Consider the following 13,898-nt stretch of genomic DNA (forward strand, 5'->3'; position numbering starts at 1 on the left):
ATGCACAAGGATGAAGACGAATGCCAGCCAAATAGCTCCGTCCTACAGAATGAACCGGCTCAGATCCGCGTTCTTCGCGAGATCGCCGATGCGCGCCTCGACATAAGCCGCGTCGATCGTCACGCTTTCCCCGCCACGGTCGGTCGCGGTGAACGAGATCTCGTCGAGGATGCGCTCGATCACGGTCTGAAGCCTGCGGGCACCGATGTTCTCGACCGTCGAATTGACCTCGACCGCGATGCGCGCGATCGCCGCGACGGCATCCTCGGTGAAGTCGATCGCGACCTGCTCGGTCGCCAGCATCGCCACCGACTGCTTGATCAGGCTGGCTTCAGTCTCCGTCAGGATGCGCTTGAAGTCCTCGACGTCGAGCGGCGAGAGCTCGACCCGGATCGGCAGGCGCCCCTGCAGTTCCGGCAGCAGGTCCGACGGTTTCGAGACATGGAAGGCGCCCGAGGCGATGAACAGGATGTGGTCGCTCTTCACCGGCCCGTGCTTGGTCGCGATCGTGGTGCCCTCGATCAGCGGCAGCAGGTCGCGCTGCACGCCCTCGCGCGAGACATCGGCGCCGGAGCGGCCCTCGCGGGCGCAGATCTTGTCGATCTCGTCGAGGAAGACGATGCCGTTGTTCTCGACCTCGCGGATCGCCGCCTGGACGATCGCGTCCTGGTCGATCAGCTTGTCGCTCTCCTCGGCGAGCAGCGGCTGATAGGCGTCCTTGACCAGCATGCGCTTAGGCTTGCCGCGCTGGCCGAAGGCCTTGCCGAGCATGTCGGAGAGGTTGATCGCGCCGATCGAGGCTCCGGGCATGCCGGGCAATTCGAACATCGGCGCAGCCGTGGCGGCCGAGGCGACCTCGACCTCGATCTCCTTGTCGTCGAGTTCGTTGGCGCGCAGCTTGCGCCGGAAGCTGTCGCGCGTGGTCGGGCTCGCCGTCGGCCCGACGAGCGCGTCGAGCACGCGCTCCTCGGCTGCGACATGCGCCTTGGCCTCCACATCCTTGCGCCGGCCGTCGCGGACGAGGCCGATCGCGACCTCGACCAGGTCGCGCACGATCGATTCGACGTCGCGCCCGACATAGCCGACCTCGGTGAACTTGGTCGCCTCGACCTTGAGGAAGGGCGCGTTCGCCAGCTTGGCGAGGCGGCGGGCGATCTCGGTCTTGCCGCAGCCGGTCGGCCCGATCATCAGGATGTTCTTGGGCGCCACCTCCTCGCGCAGCGGCCCTTCGAGCTGCTGGCGGCGCCAGCGATTGCGCAGCGCGATCGCGACGGCGCGCTTGGCGTCCCTCTGGCCGACGATGTAGCGGTCGAGCTCCGAGACGATCTCGCGGGGGGAAAACGACGTCATCGAACAGGTTCCTGGATCATGATCAGCGCGGGGCCGTCGCCGGTCTCGCGGATGTCGAGGGTCGTGAAGCCGGCCTTTTCATAGGCGCGGATCGCGGCGAGATTCTCCGGGTCTGGATCGATCACCACCGCGGCACGCCCTGCGCCAGCAGATGCCGGGCGAAGGCGCCGATGAAGCGGGTGCCATGGCCCCGGCCGAGCATGTCGGGCTCGCCGATGAACTGGTCGATGCCGCGCGTGCCGGGCGGCTGGTCCTGCAGCGGATACTCCGGCCAGAGCGTGGGATCCCAGCTCTGCTGATGGGCGAAGGGCCGCCCGTCATGGCTGACGATCAGCGCCTCCATGCTCGGGTCGCCGAAGATGCGTGCGACCTCGGCGAGCTCAGCGTCGGGGTCGCCCCACCAGCGCCGGACATGATCCTGCTCGAGCCAGCGCGCCAGCAGCGGGAAGTCGTCGGGCGTCGCGGGCGCGAATTCGTAGCCGTCGGCGACGAAGTTCATGCCGTTTCCAGGCTTTCGATGACGAGGCTGTGGTTCGTATAGACGCAGATGTCGCCGGCGATTGTCATCGCCTTGCGCACGATCGTCTCGGCCTCCGCCTCGATGTCGATCAGGGCACGGGCGGCGGCGAGCGCGTAATTGCCGCCTGAGCCGATCGCCATCACCGAGCCATGCTCGGAGGGCTCCGGCTCGAGCACGTCGCCGGTGCCGGAGATCAGGAGCGAGACCTCCTTGTCGGCGACGAGCAGCATCGCTTCCAGCCGGCGCAGATAGCGGTCGGTGCGCCAGTCCTTGGCGAGCTCGACGCAGGCGCGCAGCAATTGCGTCGGGAACTGTTCGAGCTTGGCCTCCAGCCGCTCGAACAGGGTGAAGGCGTCGGCGGTGGCGCCGGCGAAGCCCGCGATCACCGCGCCCTTGGCGAGGCGGCGCACCTTCCTGGCATTGCCCTTCATGATCGTCTGGCCGAGCGAGACCTGCCCGTCGCCGCCGATCACGACCCGGCCGCCCTTGCGCACCATCAGGATGGTGGTCGCGTGCATCACGGGGGCATTGCCGGGATTATCCATCGCGTCGTCTTTCGCTGTCGTCGTCACGCAGCCAGATGTAGGGCTTTTCCGGCCGGGCACAATCGCGAGGTGGCGTGTGCCGCCTCGCGCTGCTAAAGCACCGCTCGGTTGGATCAAGGGATTTTGCCGATGCGTTCGGGCGAAGTGAAGCGCCGCACCAACGAGACCGATATTTCGGTGAAGCTCGTGCTCGACGGCACCGGCAGGGCCGAGATTTCGACGGGCGTCGGCTTCTTCGACCATATGCTCGATCTGTTCGCGCGCCATTCGCTGATCGACGTGACGGTCAGCGTGAAGGGCGACACCCATATCGACGATCACCACTCGGTCGAGGATGCCGGCATCGCGCTCGGCGAGGCCCTCAAGGCAGCGCTCGGCGACAAGAAGGGCATCCGCCGCTATGCCGACGTGCATCTGCCGATGGACGAGACGCTGACCCGCGTCGCGGTCGACGTCTCCGGGCGGCCCTTCCTGGTCTTCCGCACGCAGTTCAGGGCGGAGAAGATCGGGACGTTCGACACCGAGCTGGTGCGCGAGTTCTTCCAGGCCTTCGCGATCAATGCCGGGCTGACCCTGCATGTCGAGACGCTCTATGGCGACAATGCCCACCATATCGCCGAAAGCTGCTTCAAGGGGCTGGCGCGGGCCTTGCGGCAGGCGCTCGAGGTGGATCCGCGCGAGGGCGGCCGCGTGCCCTCGACCAAGGGTGCCCTCTAGCATTGCGCAAAAAGGGGGCACCGGTTTTTTGCTTGAGCGATGCTCTAAACTTTTAAGATCAAAGGGATCGCTGCCATGGCGTTCTACCAGGTCCTGATCCCGCCGCCGGGCGCCGGTGGCCTGCGCGAGGAGATCGAGCAGGCCCGCCTCCTGCCCGAGAGCTTCACCGTGTCCGCCTTCGTCTTCGGCGGCCTCTGGCTGCTCTACAAGCGGCTCTGGCTCGCCTTCATTCTCTACGCGCTGGTCTGGGGCGGGCTGGTCTACGCCCAGCAGCAGATCGGCTTCGCCATCGGCGCGGTCATGCTCTCGCAGATCGCGCTCGGGCTCTTCCTCGGCCTGGAAGGCCAGAACCTGATCGCGCGAAAGCTGCTGCGCAAGGGCTGGCGGCTGGTCGACGTGATCGAGGCGCCGGATCTCTCCAGCGCCGAGCGCCGCTTCTTCGAACACGCCCTGCCCGCCGGCGCGCCGCCGCGCATCGCCGAGGCGTCGGCTCCCGCCCGCTTCGCGCCCGGCCCCGTGCCTGTGATCGGCCTCTTTCCCGAGGCGAGGGGACGATGAGCCAGACCGTCGCCATTGTCGATTACGGCTCGGGCAATCTGCACTCCGCCGCCAAGGCCTTCGAGCGCGCCGCTGCGGAAGCCGGCGTCGCCGCGACCATCCGCGTCACCAGCGACCCCGCGCAGGTCCGCGCCGCCGACCGCATCGTGCTGCCGGGCGTCGGCGCCTTCGCCGATTGCCGGGGCGGCCTCGACGCCGTCTCCGGCATGGTCGAGGCGCTCGAGGAGACGGTTCGCGGCAAGGGCCGGCCCTTCCTCGGCATCTGCGTCGGCATGCAGCTGATGGCGAGCCGCGGGCTGGAATACGTCACCACGCCGGGGCTCGGCTGGATCGCCGGCGACGTCGCGCTGATCCGGCCGAACGACGATGCCCTGAAGATCCCGCATATGGGCTGGAACACCCTCCACCCGCAGGACGAGCACCCTCTGCTCGACGGCATCGAGACCGGCCCGTCGGGCTGGCACGCCTACTTCGTCCACTCCTATGCGCTCACGGCCGAGCGACCCGAGGACGTGCTGGCGCTGACCGATTACGGCGGGCCGGTCACGGCCATCGTCGCGCGCGGCAACATGGCGGGCACGCAGTTCCACCCCGAAAAGAGCCAGAAACTCGGTCTCAAGCTGATCGGCAATTTCCTGAAGTGGGCGCCGTGATCCTCTTTCCCGCCATCGACCTCAAGGACGGCCGGTGCGTGCGCCTGAAGCAGGGCGACATGGGCCAGGCCACGGTCTTCAACGACGATCCCGCCGCCCAGGCCGCGACCTTCGAGGCGCAGGGCTTCCGGTGGCTGCACGTCGTCGATCTCGACGGCGCCTTCGCCGGCAAGCCGATGAACGCGGCCGCGGTCGAGTCGATCCTGAAACAGGTCACCTTCCCGGTGCAGCTCGGCGGCGGCATCCGCGACATGAAGACGGTCGAGGGCTGGCTCGCCAAGGGCGTCGCCCGCGTCATCATCGGCACGGCGGCGGTGCGCGATCCCGCTTTCGTGCGCGAGGCGGCGAAGGCCTTTCCGGGCAAGGTCGCGGTCGGCATCGACGCCCGCGACGGGCTCGTGGCGGTGGAGGGCTGGGCTGAGACCTCGGCCCTGGCCGCGGACGATCTGGGCCGGCGGTTCGAGGACGCCGGCGTCGCCGCCATCATCTACACCGATATCGCCCGCGACGGCATGCTCCAGGGCATCAACTGGGAGGGCACCATCGCGCTGGCGCATGCGCTCACGATCCCGGTGATCGCCTCCGGTGGCCTCGCCTCGATGGCCGATATCGAGCGGCTCGTGGCGCCCGACGCGGCGATCCTGGAGGGCGCGATCACCGGCCGCGCCCTCTATGACGGCCGGATCGACCCGGCGGCGGCGCTGGCGCGGTTGGCGAAGTCTGACGCGGCGGTCCGATCGTGATATGATGACATGATGAGCGTCTTCGAGGTCCCACCTAAATCGGCCCCGGCCGATCAGCAATACGAACGGGATTTCTATTCCTGGGCCTTGCGTCAGGCGGCCTTGTTGCGCGCCGGCCGTTTCACCGAGCTCGATATCACCAACATTGCCGAGGAGCTCGAGACCTTGGGGCGCGCGGAGTTCAACTCGCTGGTCAGCGCCTTGCGCGTGCTGACGCTGCATCTGTTGAAATGGGATCACCAGCCGGAGAAGCGCAGTCGCAGTTGGGTCGTCTCGATCGTGGTGCAGCGCGGCGAGCTATCCGAACTTCTCGCCGACAACCCCGGCTTGAAGCCGCGGCTCGACGAGGCGACGGAGCGCGCTTACGGCCGGGCACGCCGTGAAGCAGCGGCCGAGACGGGCATCGACATCAAGCTCTTTCCCCAGACTTGTCCTTACGATCTCGCGGCGATCACCTCCCGCGAGATCGACTTGCGCTAGAGCATGCCGCGAAAGTGGCAACGGCTTTTCGCATCGAGCATGCTCTAAACTCTTGTAATCATCACGTTTTCTGCATTTGTACGATTCCGTCCAAATGCAGCGTGATCGAGCGTCTGAGCGGCGGCCGGCTCGCTCAGACCAGTTCCACCTTGCCGGTGGCCAGATCGTAGAGGCCGCCGGCGACGGTGAGCTTCTTCTCGGCGACGCGCTGCGACAGGATCGGCGCCGCCGTCTTCAGCCGCTCGACGTTGAGCTTGACGTTGGCGATGGTCGCCGCTTTCAGCAGGTCGGCCGCCCCCTCCTTCTGCGCCGCCAGCACGGCCGGCCTGATCGCGTTGATCAGCGACGGCAGGTGTCCCGGCAGCTGCGTGTTCTCCTTGACCACGTTGATCGTCGAGGAGACGGCGCCGCAATTGGTGTGGCCGAGCACCAGGATCAGCTGCGAGCCGAGCACCAGCGCCCCGTATTCGAGGCTCGCCAGCCCGTCCTCGTTGACGAAGTTGCCGGCGACGCGGGTCACGAAGAGCTGGCCCGGGCCTTCGTCGAAGGCGAGCTCGGGCGCGATGCGCGAATCGGCGCAGCTCACGATCGAGGCGAAGGGAGCTTGGGATGTGGCTCGCGCCGCGCGCCCCGCCGAGAAATCACGCTCGTTCAGATTGCCCGCGGCGTAGCGGGCATTGCCGTCCATCAGCCGCTTCAGCGCCGCCTCGCCGCCGATGCCGGCGGATTGCGCCCGCAGAGGCGCGGCAAAGGCGCCGGCCAGCGCCAGGCCGGCGCCGGCCGCGAACAGGGAACGCCGCGAGAACCCGGCCCTGGGGCCGGCCGTGACACAATATTCGCACATCTTCGCAATCCCTCAGCACAGGCAGGCTGCGCACCGATGCGACCCGGGATCGGGCGCGGCGCATGCTTCGTCAGCGGCGCCGATGCTAGGCTGCGCGGCAGCGGCGGATAGTCCAAAACCTGCATCGAAACGCTCTGGCGGAGGACGGTGTTAATGATCGATGAACGCGGTGATTTGCAGTCTCGCGGCCGGCACGGGGACGGGGCCGTCGCGCCGCCGCGATCCAGCGCATGCCTCTCGGCGAGGGCGGAGGCCTGCGCCGGATTTCCACTTTGCCGGAACATGCTCTAGGTTGCGCCGCCTCGCGGCCCCAGGGCCGCTCTCACGACCTCCGCCGATGACCCTGAAGATCCGCATCATCCCCTGCCTCGACGTCAAGGACGGCCGCGTCGTCAAGGGCGTGAAGTTCCTCGATCTCGTCGATGCCGGCGACCCGGTCGAGGCCGCCAAGGCCTATGACGCCGCCGGCGCCGACGAGCTCTGCTTCCTCGACATCACCGCGAGCCACGAGGACCGCGGCACCCTGCTCGACGTCGTCACGCGCACGGCCGAGGCCTGCTTCATGCCGCTGACCGTCGGCGGCGGCGTGCGCAAGGTCGAGGACATCCGTGCCTTGCTGCTGGCCGGCGCCGACAAGGTCGCGATCAACACCGCGGCGGTGACCAATCGTCCCTTCGTCAAGGAGGCCGCGGAGAAGTTCGGCGACCAGTGCATCGTCGTCGCCATCGACGCCAAGCAGGTCACGCCGGGCCGCTGGGAGATCTTCACGCATGGCGGGCGCAACCCCACCGGGCTCGACGCCGTCGCCTTCGCCCGTGAGGTCGTCTCGCTCGGCGCCGGCGAATTGCTGGTGACCTCGATGGATCGCGACGGCACCAAGTCCGGCTACGACATCGGCCTGACCCGGCGCATCGCCGACGCGGTCTCGGTGCCGGTGATCGCCTCGGGCGGCGTCGGCGATCTCGACGATCTCGTCGCCGGCGTGCGCGACGGCCATGCCTCGGCCGTGCTCGCCGCCTCGATCTTCCATTTCGGCACCTACAGCATCCCGCAGGCCAAGGCGCACATGGCCGCCGCCGGGCTGGCGATGCGGCTGGATTGACGGCGATGGGCGCCTTCACCCTCGCCGATCTCGAACGCATCGTCGCCGAGCGCGCCGGCGCCGCGCCGGAGGAATCCTGGACGGCGAAGCTGCTCGCCGCCGGCCCCGAGCGCGCCGCCAAGAAGCTCGGCGAGGAGGCGGTCGAGGCCGTGATCGCCGCCGTCAAGGGCGACAGGGCCGAGCTGATCGCCGAGAGCGCCGATCTGCTCTATCATCTCCTGGTCGTGCTCAGGAGCCGCGATGTTGCATTGCGGGACGTCTTGAGCCAGCTTGAGGCCCGTACCGCGCGTTCCGGCCTGGCCGAGAAGGCGGCGCGGCCCCGTTAAGGCATGTTCCGCGGAAGCGCCCAGACTTCCGCGACGGGAACATGCCCAGCTCTTGGAAAGCCGAGGCAGTCGCGTTGAACCTCGAAGCCTGGAACACGGGGGGGCTCATGGACCAGCGTCCGATCGGGGCGCCCTCCGCCCCCGACCTCGTCTCGCCCTATCGCACGTTCACGCGCGACGAGTGGGCGCATCTGCGTGCCGATGCGCCGCTGACGCTGTCGGTCGACGACCTCACCAAGCTGCAGTCGATAAACGACCCGATCTCGCTCGACGAGATCGTCGCGATCTACCTGCCGCTCTCGCGGCTGCTCTCGCTCTACGTCGCCGCGACGCAGGGGCTGTTCAAGGCGACGCAGCGCTTCCTCATGGCCGAGGCCGAGGTCAAGGTCCCCTACATCATCGGCGTCGCCGGCTCGGTCGCCGTCGGCAAGTCGACCACGGCGCGCGTGCTCAAGGCGCTGCTCTCGCGCTGGCCGAACACGCCCAAGGTCGAGCTCGTCACCACGGACGGCTTCCTGCTGCCCAATGCCGAGCTGGAAAGACGGGGCCTGATGCAGCGCAAGGGCTTCCCGGAGAGCTACGACAGCGCCGCGATCCTGCGCTTCCTGTCGGATGTGAAGGCCGGCAAGCGCGCCGTCAGCGCGCCAGTCTATTCGCATCTGGTCTACGATGTGGTGCCGGGCGAACAGGTCACGGTCGAGCGGCCGGACATCCTCATCCTCGAGGGGCTCAACGTGCTGCAGGCCAGCCGCCTGCCCAGGGACGGCACGATCATTCCCTTCGTCTCGGATTTCTTCGACTTCTCGGTCTATCTCGACGCTGACGAGAACGACCTGCACCGCTGGTACGTCAACCGCTTCATGACGCTGCGCCAGACCGCCTTCCGCGACCCGCGCTCCTTCTTCCGGAAATATGCCGAGATTCCCGAGGACGAGGCCCTGTCGATCGCCGAGCAGCTCTGGACCGGCATCAACCTGCCGAATCTGCGCGAGAACATCGTGCCGACACGCCAGCGCGCCAGCCTGATCCTGACCAAGGGCGCGAGCCATCGCATCCAGCAGGTCGCGCTGCGGCGGCTCTGACGATGGAGGCTCTGGCCGCGCTCGGCCTGATGGCCGGAGCGGCCTTCGTCGCCGCGACCCTGCTGCCGGCCCAGTCGGAAGCCGTCTTCGTCGGCTTGCTGGCGGCGGGACGCGTCGACCCGGCGCTGCTCTTCATCGTCGCCTCGCTCGCGAACACCGCCGGCTCGGTGGTGAACTGGTGGCTCGGCCGGCTGATCGCGACCGGCGGTGTCGAGCGTCTGCCGCCCCGGCTGCGGCCCGACCCCGAGCGCTTCGCCAGGGCGCAGCGCTGGTTCGCCCGCTTCGGCTGGCCCGCGCTGCTCTTCGCCTGGCTGCCGATCGGCGGCGATCCGTTGACCTTCGTCGCCGGTTCGCTGAACTATCCGCTCGGTCGCTTCATCCTGCTGGTGCTGGCCGGCAAGGCCGCGCGCTATGCCCTGCTCTGGGCCGGCTGGACGGCTGCGTCATAAGCATTTGCGCCCTTGCGGCTCTCGGGCTACCAGCAAGTCCCGTTCTATGGAGACCAGATCATGAGCATCAAGCGCATCGCCCCCGGCCCGCGCATGTCCAAGGCCGTCGTGCACGGCAACACGGTCTATCTCGCGGGTCAGGTCGCCGACAAGGCGGCGGGCAAGAGCGTCGGCGAGCAGACCAGGGACATCCTCTCGATCATCGACGGGCTCCTCGCCGAGGCCGGCACCGACAAGTCGAAGCTGCTGATGGTCAATATCTGGCTCGCGGACATGTCGACCTTCGCCGAGATGAACGCGGTCTGGGATTCCTGGGTCTCGCCGGGCAACACCCCCGGCCGCGCCACGGTCGAAGCCAAGCTCGCCGGTCCGCAATACACCGTCGAGATCGCGGTCATCGCCGCGATCTGACCGCAGTCCGACAGAGATGGCGGGATCGCAGCGTGAATCCGGAACTCGCCGCCATCCTGGCCCGGGTCTCGCAGCGCGAGGGCGTCCCCCCCGCGCTGCTGCTCGGCGTGCTCGCCTCGCTGGGTGAGGCTCCCGGCCAGCCCGATTTCACCCGCATCGAGCAATACCTCACGCGCCGGGCGGGTGATTTCCGCGGGCTGCAGGCGCGGCTCGCCAGACGGTCCGGAGAGGATGCCGGCCGTGACGAGCTGCGGGCGGAAGCGGCGAAGGCGCTGGCCGAGGGCCGGCTCGCCGAGGCCGATCGTCTCCTCGCCCAGGCCGAGCAGCGCAATCTCGACGGCGCGGCCGCTCCCCGGGCGCTGTCGCGCGAGCGCTTGCTCGCCGCTGCCGCCGGCCGCGCCGACCGCGGGGCGGTCGCGATGCTGCACCTCAATCCGCAAGCCTATCGCGATGCCGCGGAGCGCTATGCCGAGGCGGCCCTGATCGCCGAATCGGCCGAGCCGGGCAGCGGGCGTCCCTATGCGTGGCTCCAGGCCGATGCGCTGGCGCGGCGAGGCGCCGATTTCGCCGACAAGTCCGCTTTCGTCGCCTCGATCGGCCAGCTTCGGGCCATGCTCGACAAGCTCGGCAATTTCGACCAGACCATCCCCTGGGCCGAAACCCAGCTCAGGCTGGCGCGCTCGCTCACCGGATTGTCGCATCTCGAGGGCGGCGGCGCCCTGCTTCGGCAGGCGGTCGAGATCTACCGCGCCACCCTGGAAGACCTGACCCGCGCCAAGGCGCCGCGCCTCTGGGCGGCGCTCCAGACCCGGCTCGGCGAGGCCCTGGCCCGGCTGGGCGAGACGGAGGACGATGCCGGCCTGCTCGAAGAGGGCGTTGCCGCCTTCAGGGCCGGGCTGTCCGGTCTGACGCAGGCCGACATGCCGAACGAATGGGCGAGGCTGCAATGGGAGCTCGGCAAGGCGCATGTCGCGCTCGGCCTGCGCGCCAGCGGCGTGGCGGCCTTCGAGGCGGCGGTGAACTGCTTCAAGCTGGTGCTCGCGGGCCGGCCGCGCGAGAGCGTTCCGCTCGACTGGGCCGAGGTGCAGGACCGCATCGGCGCCGCGCTGGTCGGGCTGGCCGCCTACTACCGCGAGCCCGTCGTCCTGGAGGAGGCGATCCTCGCCTTCGACGCGGCGCTGGAAGTCCGGCGCCGCGAGATGGTGCCGAGCCTCTGGGCCGAAAGCGCCGCCAACCGCGCCGAAGCCCGTCTGGCGCTGGCCGAGCGCACCCGCGAGGCGGCGGTGGCGGAACAGGCGGCGGCTGAACTGATCGCGGCGACCGAACAGCTGCGCGGCCTCGGCCTCGCGGCCGAGGCCAGGCGCCGCGAGCCGAAGTTGCGCGAGGCGGCGGCGCTGGTCGGGGCGTTGCGCAGAGGCTGATCAGCGCCCGCGAGCCAGGGCGGCGAGCCGCTCCAGCGCCGCATCGAGCGTCGCATCGTGCTTGGCGAAGCAGAAGCGCACCACGTTGCGCACCGCTCCCTCGGCATAGAAGGCGCTGACCGGGATCGCGGCGACGCCGTGCTCGCTCACCAGCCGCTGGCAGAAGGCGACGTCGTCCGCCTCGCCGAGCGGGCCGATATCGACATTGAGGAAATAGGTGCCCGCGCTCGGCAGCACGCTGAAGCCGAGATCGCGCAGGCCCTCGGCGAAGCGGTCGCGCGAGCGCTGGAAATCGGCGCGCATGCCCTCGAAATAGCCGTCGTCCTTGCCCAGCCCGTAGGCGACGGCCGCCTGCAGGTTCGGCGGCGTGGTGAAGGTGAGGTACTGATGTGCCTTGGCCAGCACGCGCATCAGCTCGGGCGCCGCCATCACCATTCCGACCTTCCAGCCGGTCAGCGAGAAGATCTTGCCGGCCGAGGAGATCTTGACCGTGCGCTCGCGCATGCCCGGCCGGCTCATCAGCGGCAGGTGGCGATGCCCGTCGAAGACGACATGCTCCCAGACGTCGTCGCAGATCGCGATCGCGTCGTGCCGCACGCAGAAATCGGCGAGCAGGTCGAGATCGGCGGCGCTGAAATTGGTCGCCGTCGGGTTCAGCGGGTTGTTGAACAGCACGACGCGGGTCTTCGGCGAGAAGGCCCGCGCCAGCGCCTCCTCGCTGAGCCCGAAGGCGGGCGGCGTCAGCGTCACGAATCTGGGGACGCCGCCGGCGCGCCGCACCAGCGGCAGATAGGCGTCGTACATCGGCTCGAACAGAACGACCTCGTCGCCGGGCGAGACCGTCGCCATCAGCGCGCCGGCGATCGCCTCGGTCGCGCCGGAGGTGACCATCACCTCGGTTTCGGGGTCGAGCTCCAGCCCCTGCCAATGGCGAAAATGCGTCGCGGCCGCCTGGCGCAGCGCCGGCAGGCCCATCATCGGCGGATATTGGTTCCAGCCGCTGACCACCGCCTCCGCCGCCTTGCGGCGCACGTCCTCCGGGCCGGGATCGTCGGGGAAGCCCTGGCCGAGATTGATGGCGCCGTGCTCGCGCGCGAGCCGCGACATGGTTTCGAAGATCGTCGTCGGAAGGGCGGAAAAGATCGGATTCATCGCGGCTGGCTTGGGCTCGGAGGCGGTGACGCCGCCATAGCATGCGCAAGGCCGGCGCGCATCGGCGTCGGCACGGCCGATTTTCCGGCAGATTCTATGGAGTGATGAATATTGACATTCGTCAGCAGTCAGTATTTTCTAGCGTCAGCCGGTTCACGACAGCGCCTGCGGCTTCTTCGCCCCTTTGGAGCGGCAGGACGCTGGCGTGGATCGGTGAGCTTTTCCGGCATTAGGTAGCAAGCTCACCTGGAACCAGAAAAGAAGCCCGGCTCTTGGCCGGGCTCTGTGTTCAAGATCAAAGCTCTATCTCGTCGTCATCGTCATCGTCATCCAAGACGGCCTTTTGGGCCTGCAGGAGCTTGATCAGCTTTCCGATCTCTTTAGGGCCGAGACGGCCGGAGACTATAAGTCGGTAGCTGCTCTCGCGTGACAAAGGCCCGCGAATCCACTCCCTTTCATCGTCTTCAACGGCAATCCGTTTGGTCTCATGACCGAAGGATGCGGCTGGGGAAGCAGCCTCTCGGGTGGCTGGCACCGGGTGCGAGTGCTGAGCTGGTTGCATTTGGGGCTGGCCCTCCTGTTTTTCAGGAGAATCATACCCTCCAACCTCCTCATCAACAACCTCTTGTGTCTCGCGATATGACCGGATTAGGCGTGTGGCCGAATCAGGTAGATATTGGCGTTTTGATATCAAGAAGGCGCGGATAGCTTGGTCGCTTGCCTTTTCCGGAAACTGCTTCGCGATATCGGCGAATGGCTCCGGAGCAACAGATGCCTCCTTAATTGCCATTACTCGATCAGGGTCACCTTTCTCTCGTTCGATAATATCAACTAAACGATCAGTCGCCCACATGGATTCCCGAGAACCCTCCAGTAGACCATACTTTGTCAGCGCCGAGATGATACCAAGTGATTTTCCATTGAGCCCGGAATAACCAATATGCTGCGCAACTATTTCTTTCGGTATTTTGTTCCGATAGTCGCTACGGTAAACTAGTGCCGCCTTCTCGATGGCGTCTCGCAAACCGATGATGGGGTAGCGTGGGCTTCGAATTTTCGATGTCATTGGCCCCTCCTATTCGCGTCCCTTCTATAGTTATTCGCCGCTGGAAGCAAGATCGCTGTGCGAACCACGGCAGCGAGGTCACGCGGTTAGCCGCGAATAGATTGACGGGCGTCGGCGACTCGGTCATAGCTAGGGGCGCGATAGTCGCAGAGAGGGTTGGTTATGTTCAGGAGGGTGAGAGCCCCGGCGTTCAGCCGACCGGCGTGCGGGGCAGGGAAAAACAGGAAGGGCTGCTACCCGAGCCCCTGAGAAGGAAGGTAGCAGCCCTTAATCGGCGGATCGCCAATGCGGGTCGGCAGAGAGAAATCTCTTCCGACCCGCTCCCATTTTATACCGGAATCAATGGATTCCGTCTAGGTTCTGGACTCATAAGCCCTGAGCCAGAGTCGGGTTGATGCGAGGGTGACAGCTGCGAGGAAGTTTCTGGCGAGCTTGTCGAAGCGGGTCGCGACGCGCCGGAAGTGCTTGAGCTTGCAGAA

General features: G+C 67.4%; 18 protein-coding genes and 1 pseudogene. 11 read left to right on the forward strand and 8 right to left on the reverse strand.

The features are described from left to right. Positions 1 to 42 precede the first annotated feature (42 nt). From hslU to hslV, 4 genes are read right to left on the reverse strand one after another with little or no spacing between them, the layout of a single operon-like run. Positions 43 to 1,350, reverse strand: a complete 1,308-nt coding sequence (gene hslU / locus CS1GBM4_RS20475; RefSeq protein WP_186420608.1) for an ATP-dependent protease ATPase subunit HslU — start codon at positions 1,348 to 1,350, stop codon at positions 43 to 45. Then, positions 1,347 to 1,475 carry a hypothetical protein gene (locus CS1GBM4_RS24855; protein WP_348522340.1) on the reverse strand — a complete coding sequence of 43 codons (129 nt, stop codon included), beginning with the start codon at positions 1,473 to 1,475 and terminating at the stop codon, positions 1,347 to 1,349. Before CS1GBM4_RS24855 ends, hslU begins: the two co-directional genes overlap by 4 nt. Beyond that, positions 1,472 to 1,849, reverse strand: a complete 378-nt coding sequence (locus CS1GBM4_RS20480; protein WP_348522341.1) for a GNAT family N-acetyltransferase — start codon at positions 1,847 to 1,849, stop codon at positions 1,472 to 1,474. The genes CS1GBM4_RS24855 and CS1GBM4_RS20480 overlap by 4 nt, the downstream gene beginning before the upstream one ends. Next, entirely contained in the window at positions 1,846 to 2,388 is a 543-nt protein-coding gene (hslV, locus tag CS1GBM4_RS20485; RefSeq protein ID WP_186420623.1) for an ATP-dependent protease subunit HslV, read from the reverse strand. Before hslV ends, CS1GBM4_RS20480 begins: the two co-directional genes overlap by 4 nt. A gap of 156 nt (positions 2,389 to 2,544) precedes the next feature. On the opposite strand from hslV, the gene hisB reads away from it, so the two are divergent. The 5 genes from hisB (at position 2,545) to CS1GBM4_RS20510 (ending at position 5,566) form a co-directional block, all read left to right on the forward strand. Next, positions 2,545 to 3,132 (forward strand): imidazoleglycerol-phosphate dehydratase HisB, encoded by a 588-nt coding sequence (gene hisB, locus CS1GBM4_RS20490; RefSeq protein WP_186420609.1) that lies wholly within the window; start codon positions 2,545 to 2,547, stop codon positions 3,130 to 3,132. A gap of 75 nt (positions 3,133 to 3,207) precedes the next feature. Further along, on the forward strand, positions 3,208 to 3,690 hold the full coding sequence (locus CS1GBM4_RS20495; protein ID WP_186420610.1) for a DUF2628 domain-containing protein: 483 nt from the start codon (positions 3,208 to 3,210) through the stop codon (positions 3,688 to 3,690). Further along, positions 3,687 to 4,343 carry an imidazole glycerol phosphate synthase subunit HisH gene (gene hisH, locus CS1GBM4_RS20500; RefSeq protein ID WP_186420611.1) on the forward strand — a complete coding sequence of 219 codons (657 nt, stop codon included), beginning with the start codon at positions 3,687 to 3,689 and terminating at the stop codon, positions 4,341 to 4,343. Before CS1GBM4_RS20495 ends, hisH begins: the two co-directional genes overlap by 4 nt. Continuing rightward, positions 4,331 to 5,086, forward strand: a complete 756-nt coding sequence (gene hisA / locus CS1GBM4_RS20505; protein WP_186420612.1) for a 1-(5-phosphoribosyl)-5-[(5-phosphoribosylamino)methylideneamino]imidazole-4-carboxamide isomerase — start codon at positions 4,331 to 4,333, stop codon at positions 5,084 to 5,086. Before hisH ends, hisA begins: the two co-directional genes overlap by 13 nt. 12 nt (positions 5,087 to 5,098) lie before the next feature. Beyond that, positions 5,099 to 5,566 carry a DUF29 domain-containing protein gene (locus CS1GBM4_RS20510; protein ID WP_186420613.1) on the forward strand — a complete coding sequence of 156 codons (468 nt, stop codon included), beginning with the start codon at positions 5,099 to 5,101 and terminating at the stop codon, positions 5,564 to 5,566. 133 nt (positions 5,567 to 5,699) lie between these two features. On the opposite strand, the gene CS1GBM4_RS20515 is transcribed toward CS1GBM4_RS20510, so the two are convergent. Continuing rightward, positions 5,700 to 6,410, reverse strand: a complete 711-nt coding sequence (locus CS1GBM4_RS20515) for a carbonic anhydrase (protein WP_186420614.1) — start codon at positions 6,408 to 6,410, stop codon at positions 5,700 to 5,702. A gap of 337 nt (positions 6,411 to 6,747) precedes the next feature. Between CS1GBM4_RS20515 and hisF the strand changes: the two genes are divergently transcribed. The 6 genes from hisF (at position 6,748) to CS1GBM4_RS20545 (ending at position 11,201) form a co-directional block, all read left to right on the forward strand. Beyond that, the gene (hisF, locus tag CS1GBM4_RS20520) at positions 6,748 to 7,512 is read left to right on the forward strand and encodes an imidazole glycerol phosphate synthase subunit HisF (RefSeq protein ID WP_186420615.1); all 765 of its coding nucleotides are present in this window, start codon (positions 6,748 to 6,750) and stop codon (positions 7,510 to 7,512) included. A 5-nt stretch (positions 7,513 to 7,517) separates the two neighbouring features. Next, a complete protein-coding gene (locus CS1GBM4_RS20525) occupies positions 7,518 to 7,838 on the forward strand; it encodes a phosphoribosyl-ATP diphosphatase (RefSeq protein WP_186420616.1) in 321 nt (106 codons plus the stop codon). A 107-nt stretch (positions 7,839 to 7,945) separates the two neighbouring features. Continuing rightward, the gene (gene coaA / locus CS1GBM4_RS20530; protein WP_186420617.1) at positions 7,946 to 8,920 is read left to right on the forward strand and encodes a type I pantothenate kinase; all 975 of its coding nucleotides are present in this window, start codon (positions 7,946 to 7,948) and stop codon (positions 8,918 to 8,920) included. 2 nt (positions 8,921 to 8,922) lie between these two features. Continuing rightward, the gene (locus tag CS1GBM4_RS20535; protein ID WP_186420618.1) at positions 8,923 to 9,369 is read left to right on the forward strand and encodes a VTT domain-containing protein; all 447 of its coding nucleotides are present in this window, start codon (positions 8,923 to 8,925) and stop codon (positions 9,367 to 9,369) included. A 60-nt stretch (positions 9,370 to 9,429) separates the two neighbouring features. Further along, positions 9,430 to 9,780 carry a RidA family protein gene (locus tag CS1GBM4_RS20540; protein ID WP_186420619.1) on the forward strand — a complete coding sequence of 117 codons (351 nt, stop codon included), beginning with the start codon at positions 9,430 to 9,432 and terminating at the stop codon, positions 9,778 to 9,780. Positions 9,781 to 9,812: 32 nt separating this feature from the next. Then, the gene (locus tag CS1GBM4_RS20545) at positions 9,813 to 11,201 is read left to right on the forward strand and encodes a hypothetical protein (protein ID WP_186420620.1); all 1,389 of its coding nucleotides are present in this window, start codon (positions 9,813 to 9,815) and stop codon (positions 11,199 to 11,201) included. On the opposite strand, the gene CS1GBM4_RS20550 is transcribed toward CS1GBM4_RS20545, so the two are convergent. The 3 genes and pseudogenes from CS1GBM4_RS20550 to CS1GBM4_RS20560 form a co-directional block, all read right to left on the reverse strand. Further along, a complete protein-coding gene (locus tag CS1GBM4_RS20550) occupies positions 11,202 to 12,353 on the reverse strand; it encodes an aminotransferase (RefSeq protein WP_186420621.1) in 1,152 nt (383 codons plus the stop codon). Between the two features lie 295 nt (positions 12,354 to 12,648). Then, complete coding sequence (locus CS1GBM4_RS20555; RefSeq protein WP_186420622.1) at positions 12,649 to 13,419, reverse strand: hypothetical protein; 771 nt, start codon at positions 13,417 to 13,419, stop codon at positions 12,649 to 12,651. 353 nt (positions 13,420 to 13,772) lie between these two features. Then, positions 13,773 to 13,898 (reverse strand): annotated as a pseudogene (locus tag CS1GBM4_RS20560) (IS5/IS1182 family transposase); the annotation flags it as partial.

The organism is Allobosea sp. CS1GBMeth4 (assembly GCF_900185715.1).
Taxonomy (GTDB): Bacteria; Pseudomonadota; Alphaproteobacteria; order Rhizobiales; family Beijerinckiaceae; genus Allobosea.

Bases quoted from the DNA above. Each gene is read 5' to 3' on its own strand.
- hslU (WP_186420608.1), bottom strand. From the start codon at position 1,350: ATGACGTCGTTTTCCCCCCGCGAGATCGTCTCGGAGCTCGACCGCTAC.
- CS1GBM4_RS20480 (WP_348522341.1), bottom strand. From the start codon at position 1,849: ATGAACTTCGTCGCCGACGGCTACGAATTCGCGCCCGCGACGCCCGAC.
- hslV (WP_186420623.1), bottom strand. From the start codon at position 2,388: ATGCACGCGACCACCATCCTGATGGTGCGCAAGGGCGGCCGGGTCGTG.
- hisB (WP_186420609.1), top strand. From the start codon at position 2,545: ATGCGTTCGGGCGAAGTGAAGCGCCGCACCAACGAGACCGATATTTCG.
- CS1GBM4_RS20495 (WP_186420610.1), top strand. From the start codon at position 3,208: ATGGCGTTCTACCAGGTCCTGATCCCGCCGCCGGGCGCCGGTGGCCTG.
- hisH (WP_186420611.1), top strand. From the start codon at position 3,687: ATGAGCCAGACCGTCGCCATTGTCGATTACGGCTCGGGCAATCTGCAC.
- CS1GBM4_RS20510 (WP_186420613.1), top strand. From the start codon at position 5,099: ATGAGCGTCTTCGAGGTCCCACCTAAATCGGCCCCGGCCGATCAGCAA.
- CS1GBM4_RS20515 (WP_186420614.1), bottom strand. From the start codon at position 6,410: ATGTGCGAATATTGTGTCACGGCCGGCCCCAGGGCCGGGTTCTCGCGG.
- hisF (WP_186420615.1), top strand. From the start codon at position 6,748: ATGACCCTGAAGATCCGCATCATCCCCTGCCTCGACGTCAAGGACGGC.
- CS1GBM4_RS20525 (WP_186420616.1), top strand. From the start codon at position 7,518: ATGGGCGCCTTCACCCTCGCCGATCTCGAACGCATCGTCGCCGAGCGC.
- coaA (WP_186420617.1), top strand. From the start codon at position 7,946: ATGGACCAGCGTCCGATCGGGGCGCCCTCCGCCCCCGACCTCGTCTCG.
- CS1GBM4_RS20535 (WP_186420618.1), top strand. From the start codon at position 8,923: ATGGAGGCTCTGGCCGCGCTCGGCCTGATGGCCGGAGCGGCCTTCGTC.
- CS1GBM4_RS20540 (WP_186420619.1), top strand. From the start codon at position 9,430: ATGAGCATCAAGCGCATCGCCCCCGGCCCGCGCATGTCCAAGGCCGTC.
- CS1GBM4_RS20550 (WP_186420621.1), bottom strand. From the start codon at position 12,353: ATGAATCCGATCTTTTCCGCCCTTCCGACGACGATCTTCGAAACCATG.
- CS1GBM4_RS20555 (WP_186420622.1), bottom strand. From the start codon at position 13,419: ATGACATCGAAAATTCGAAGCCCACGCTACCCCATCATCGGTTTGCGA.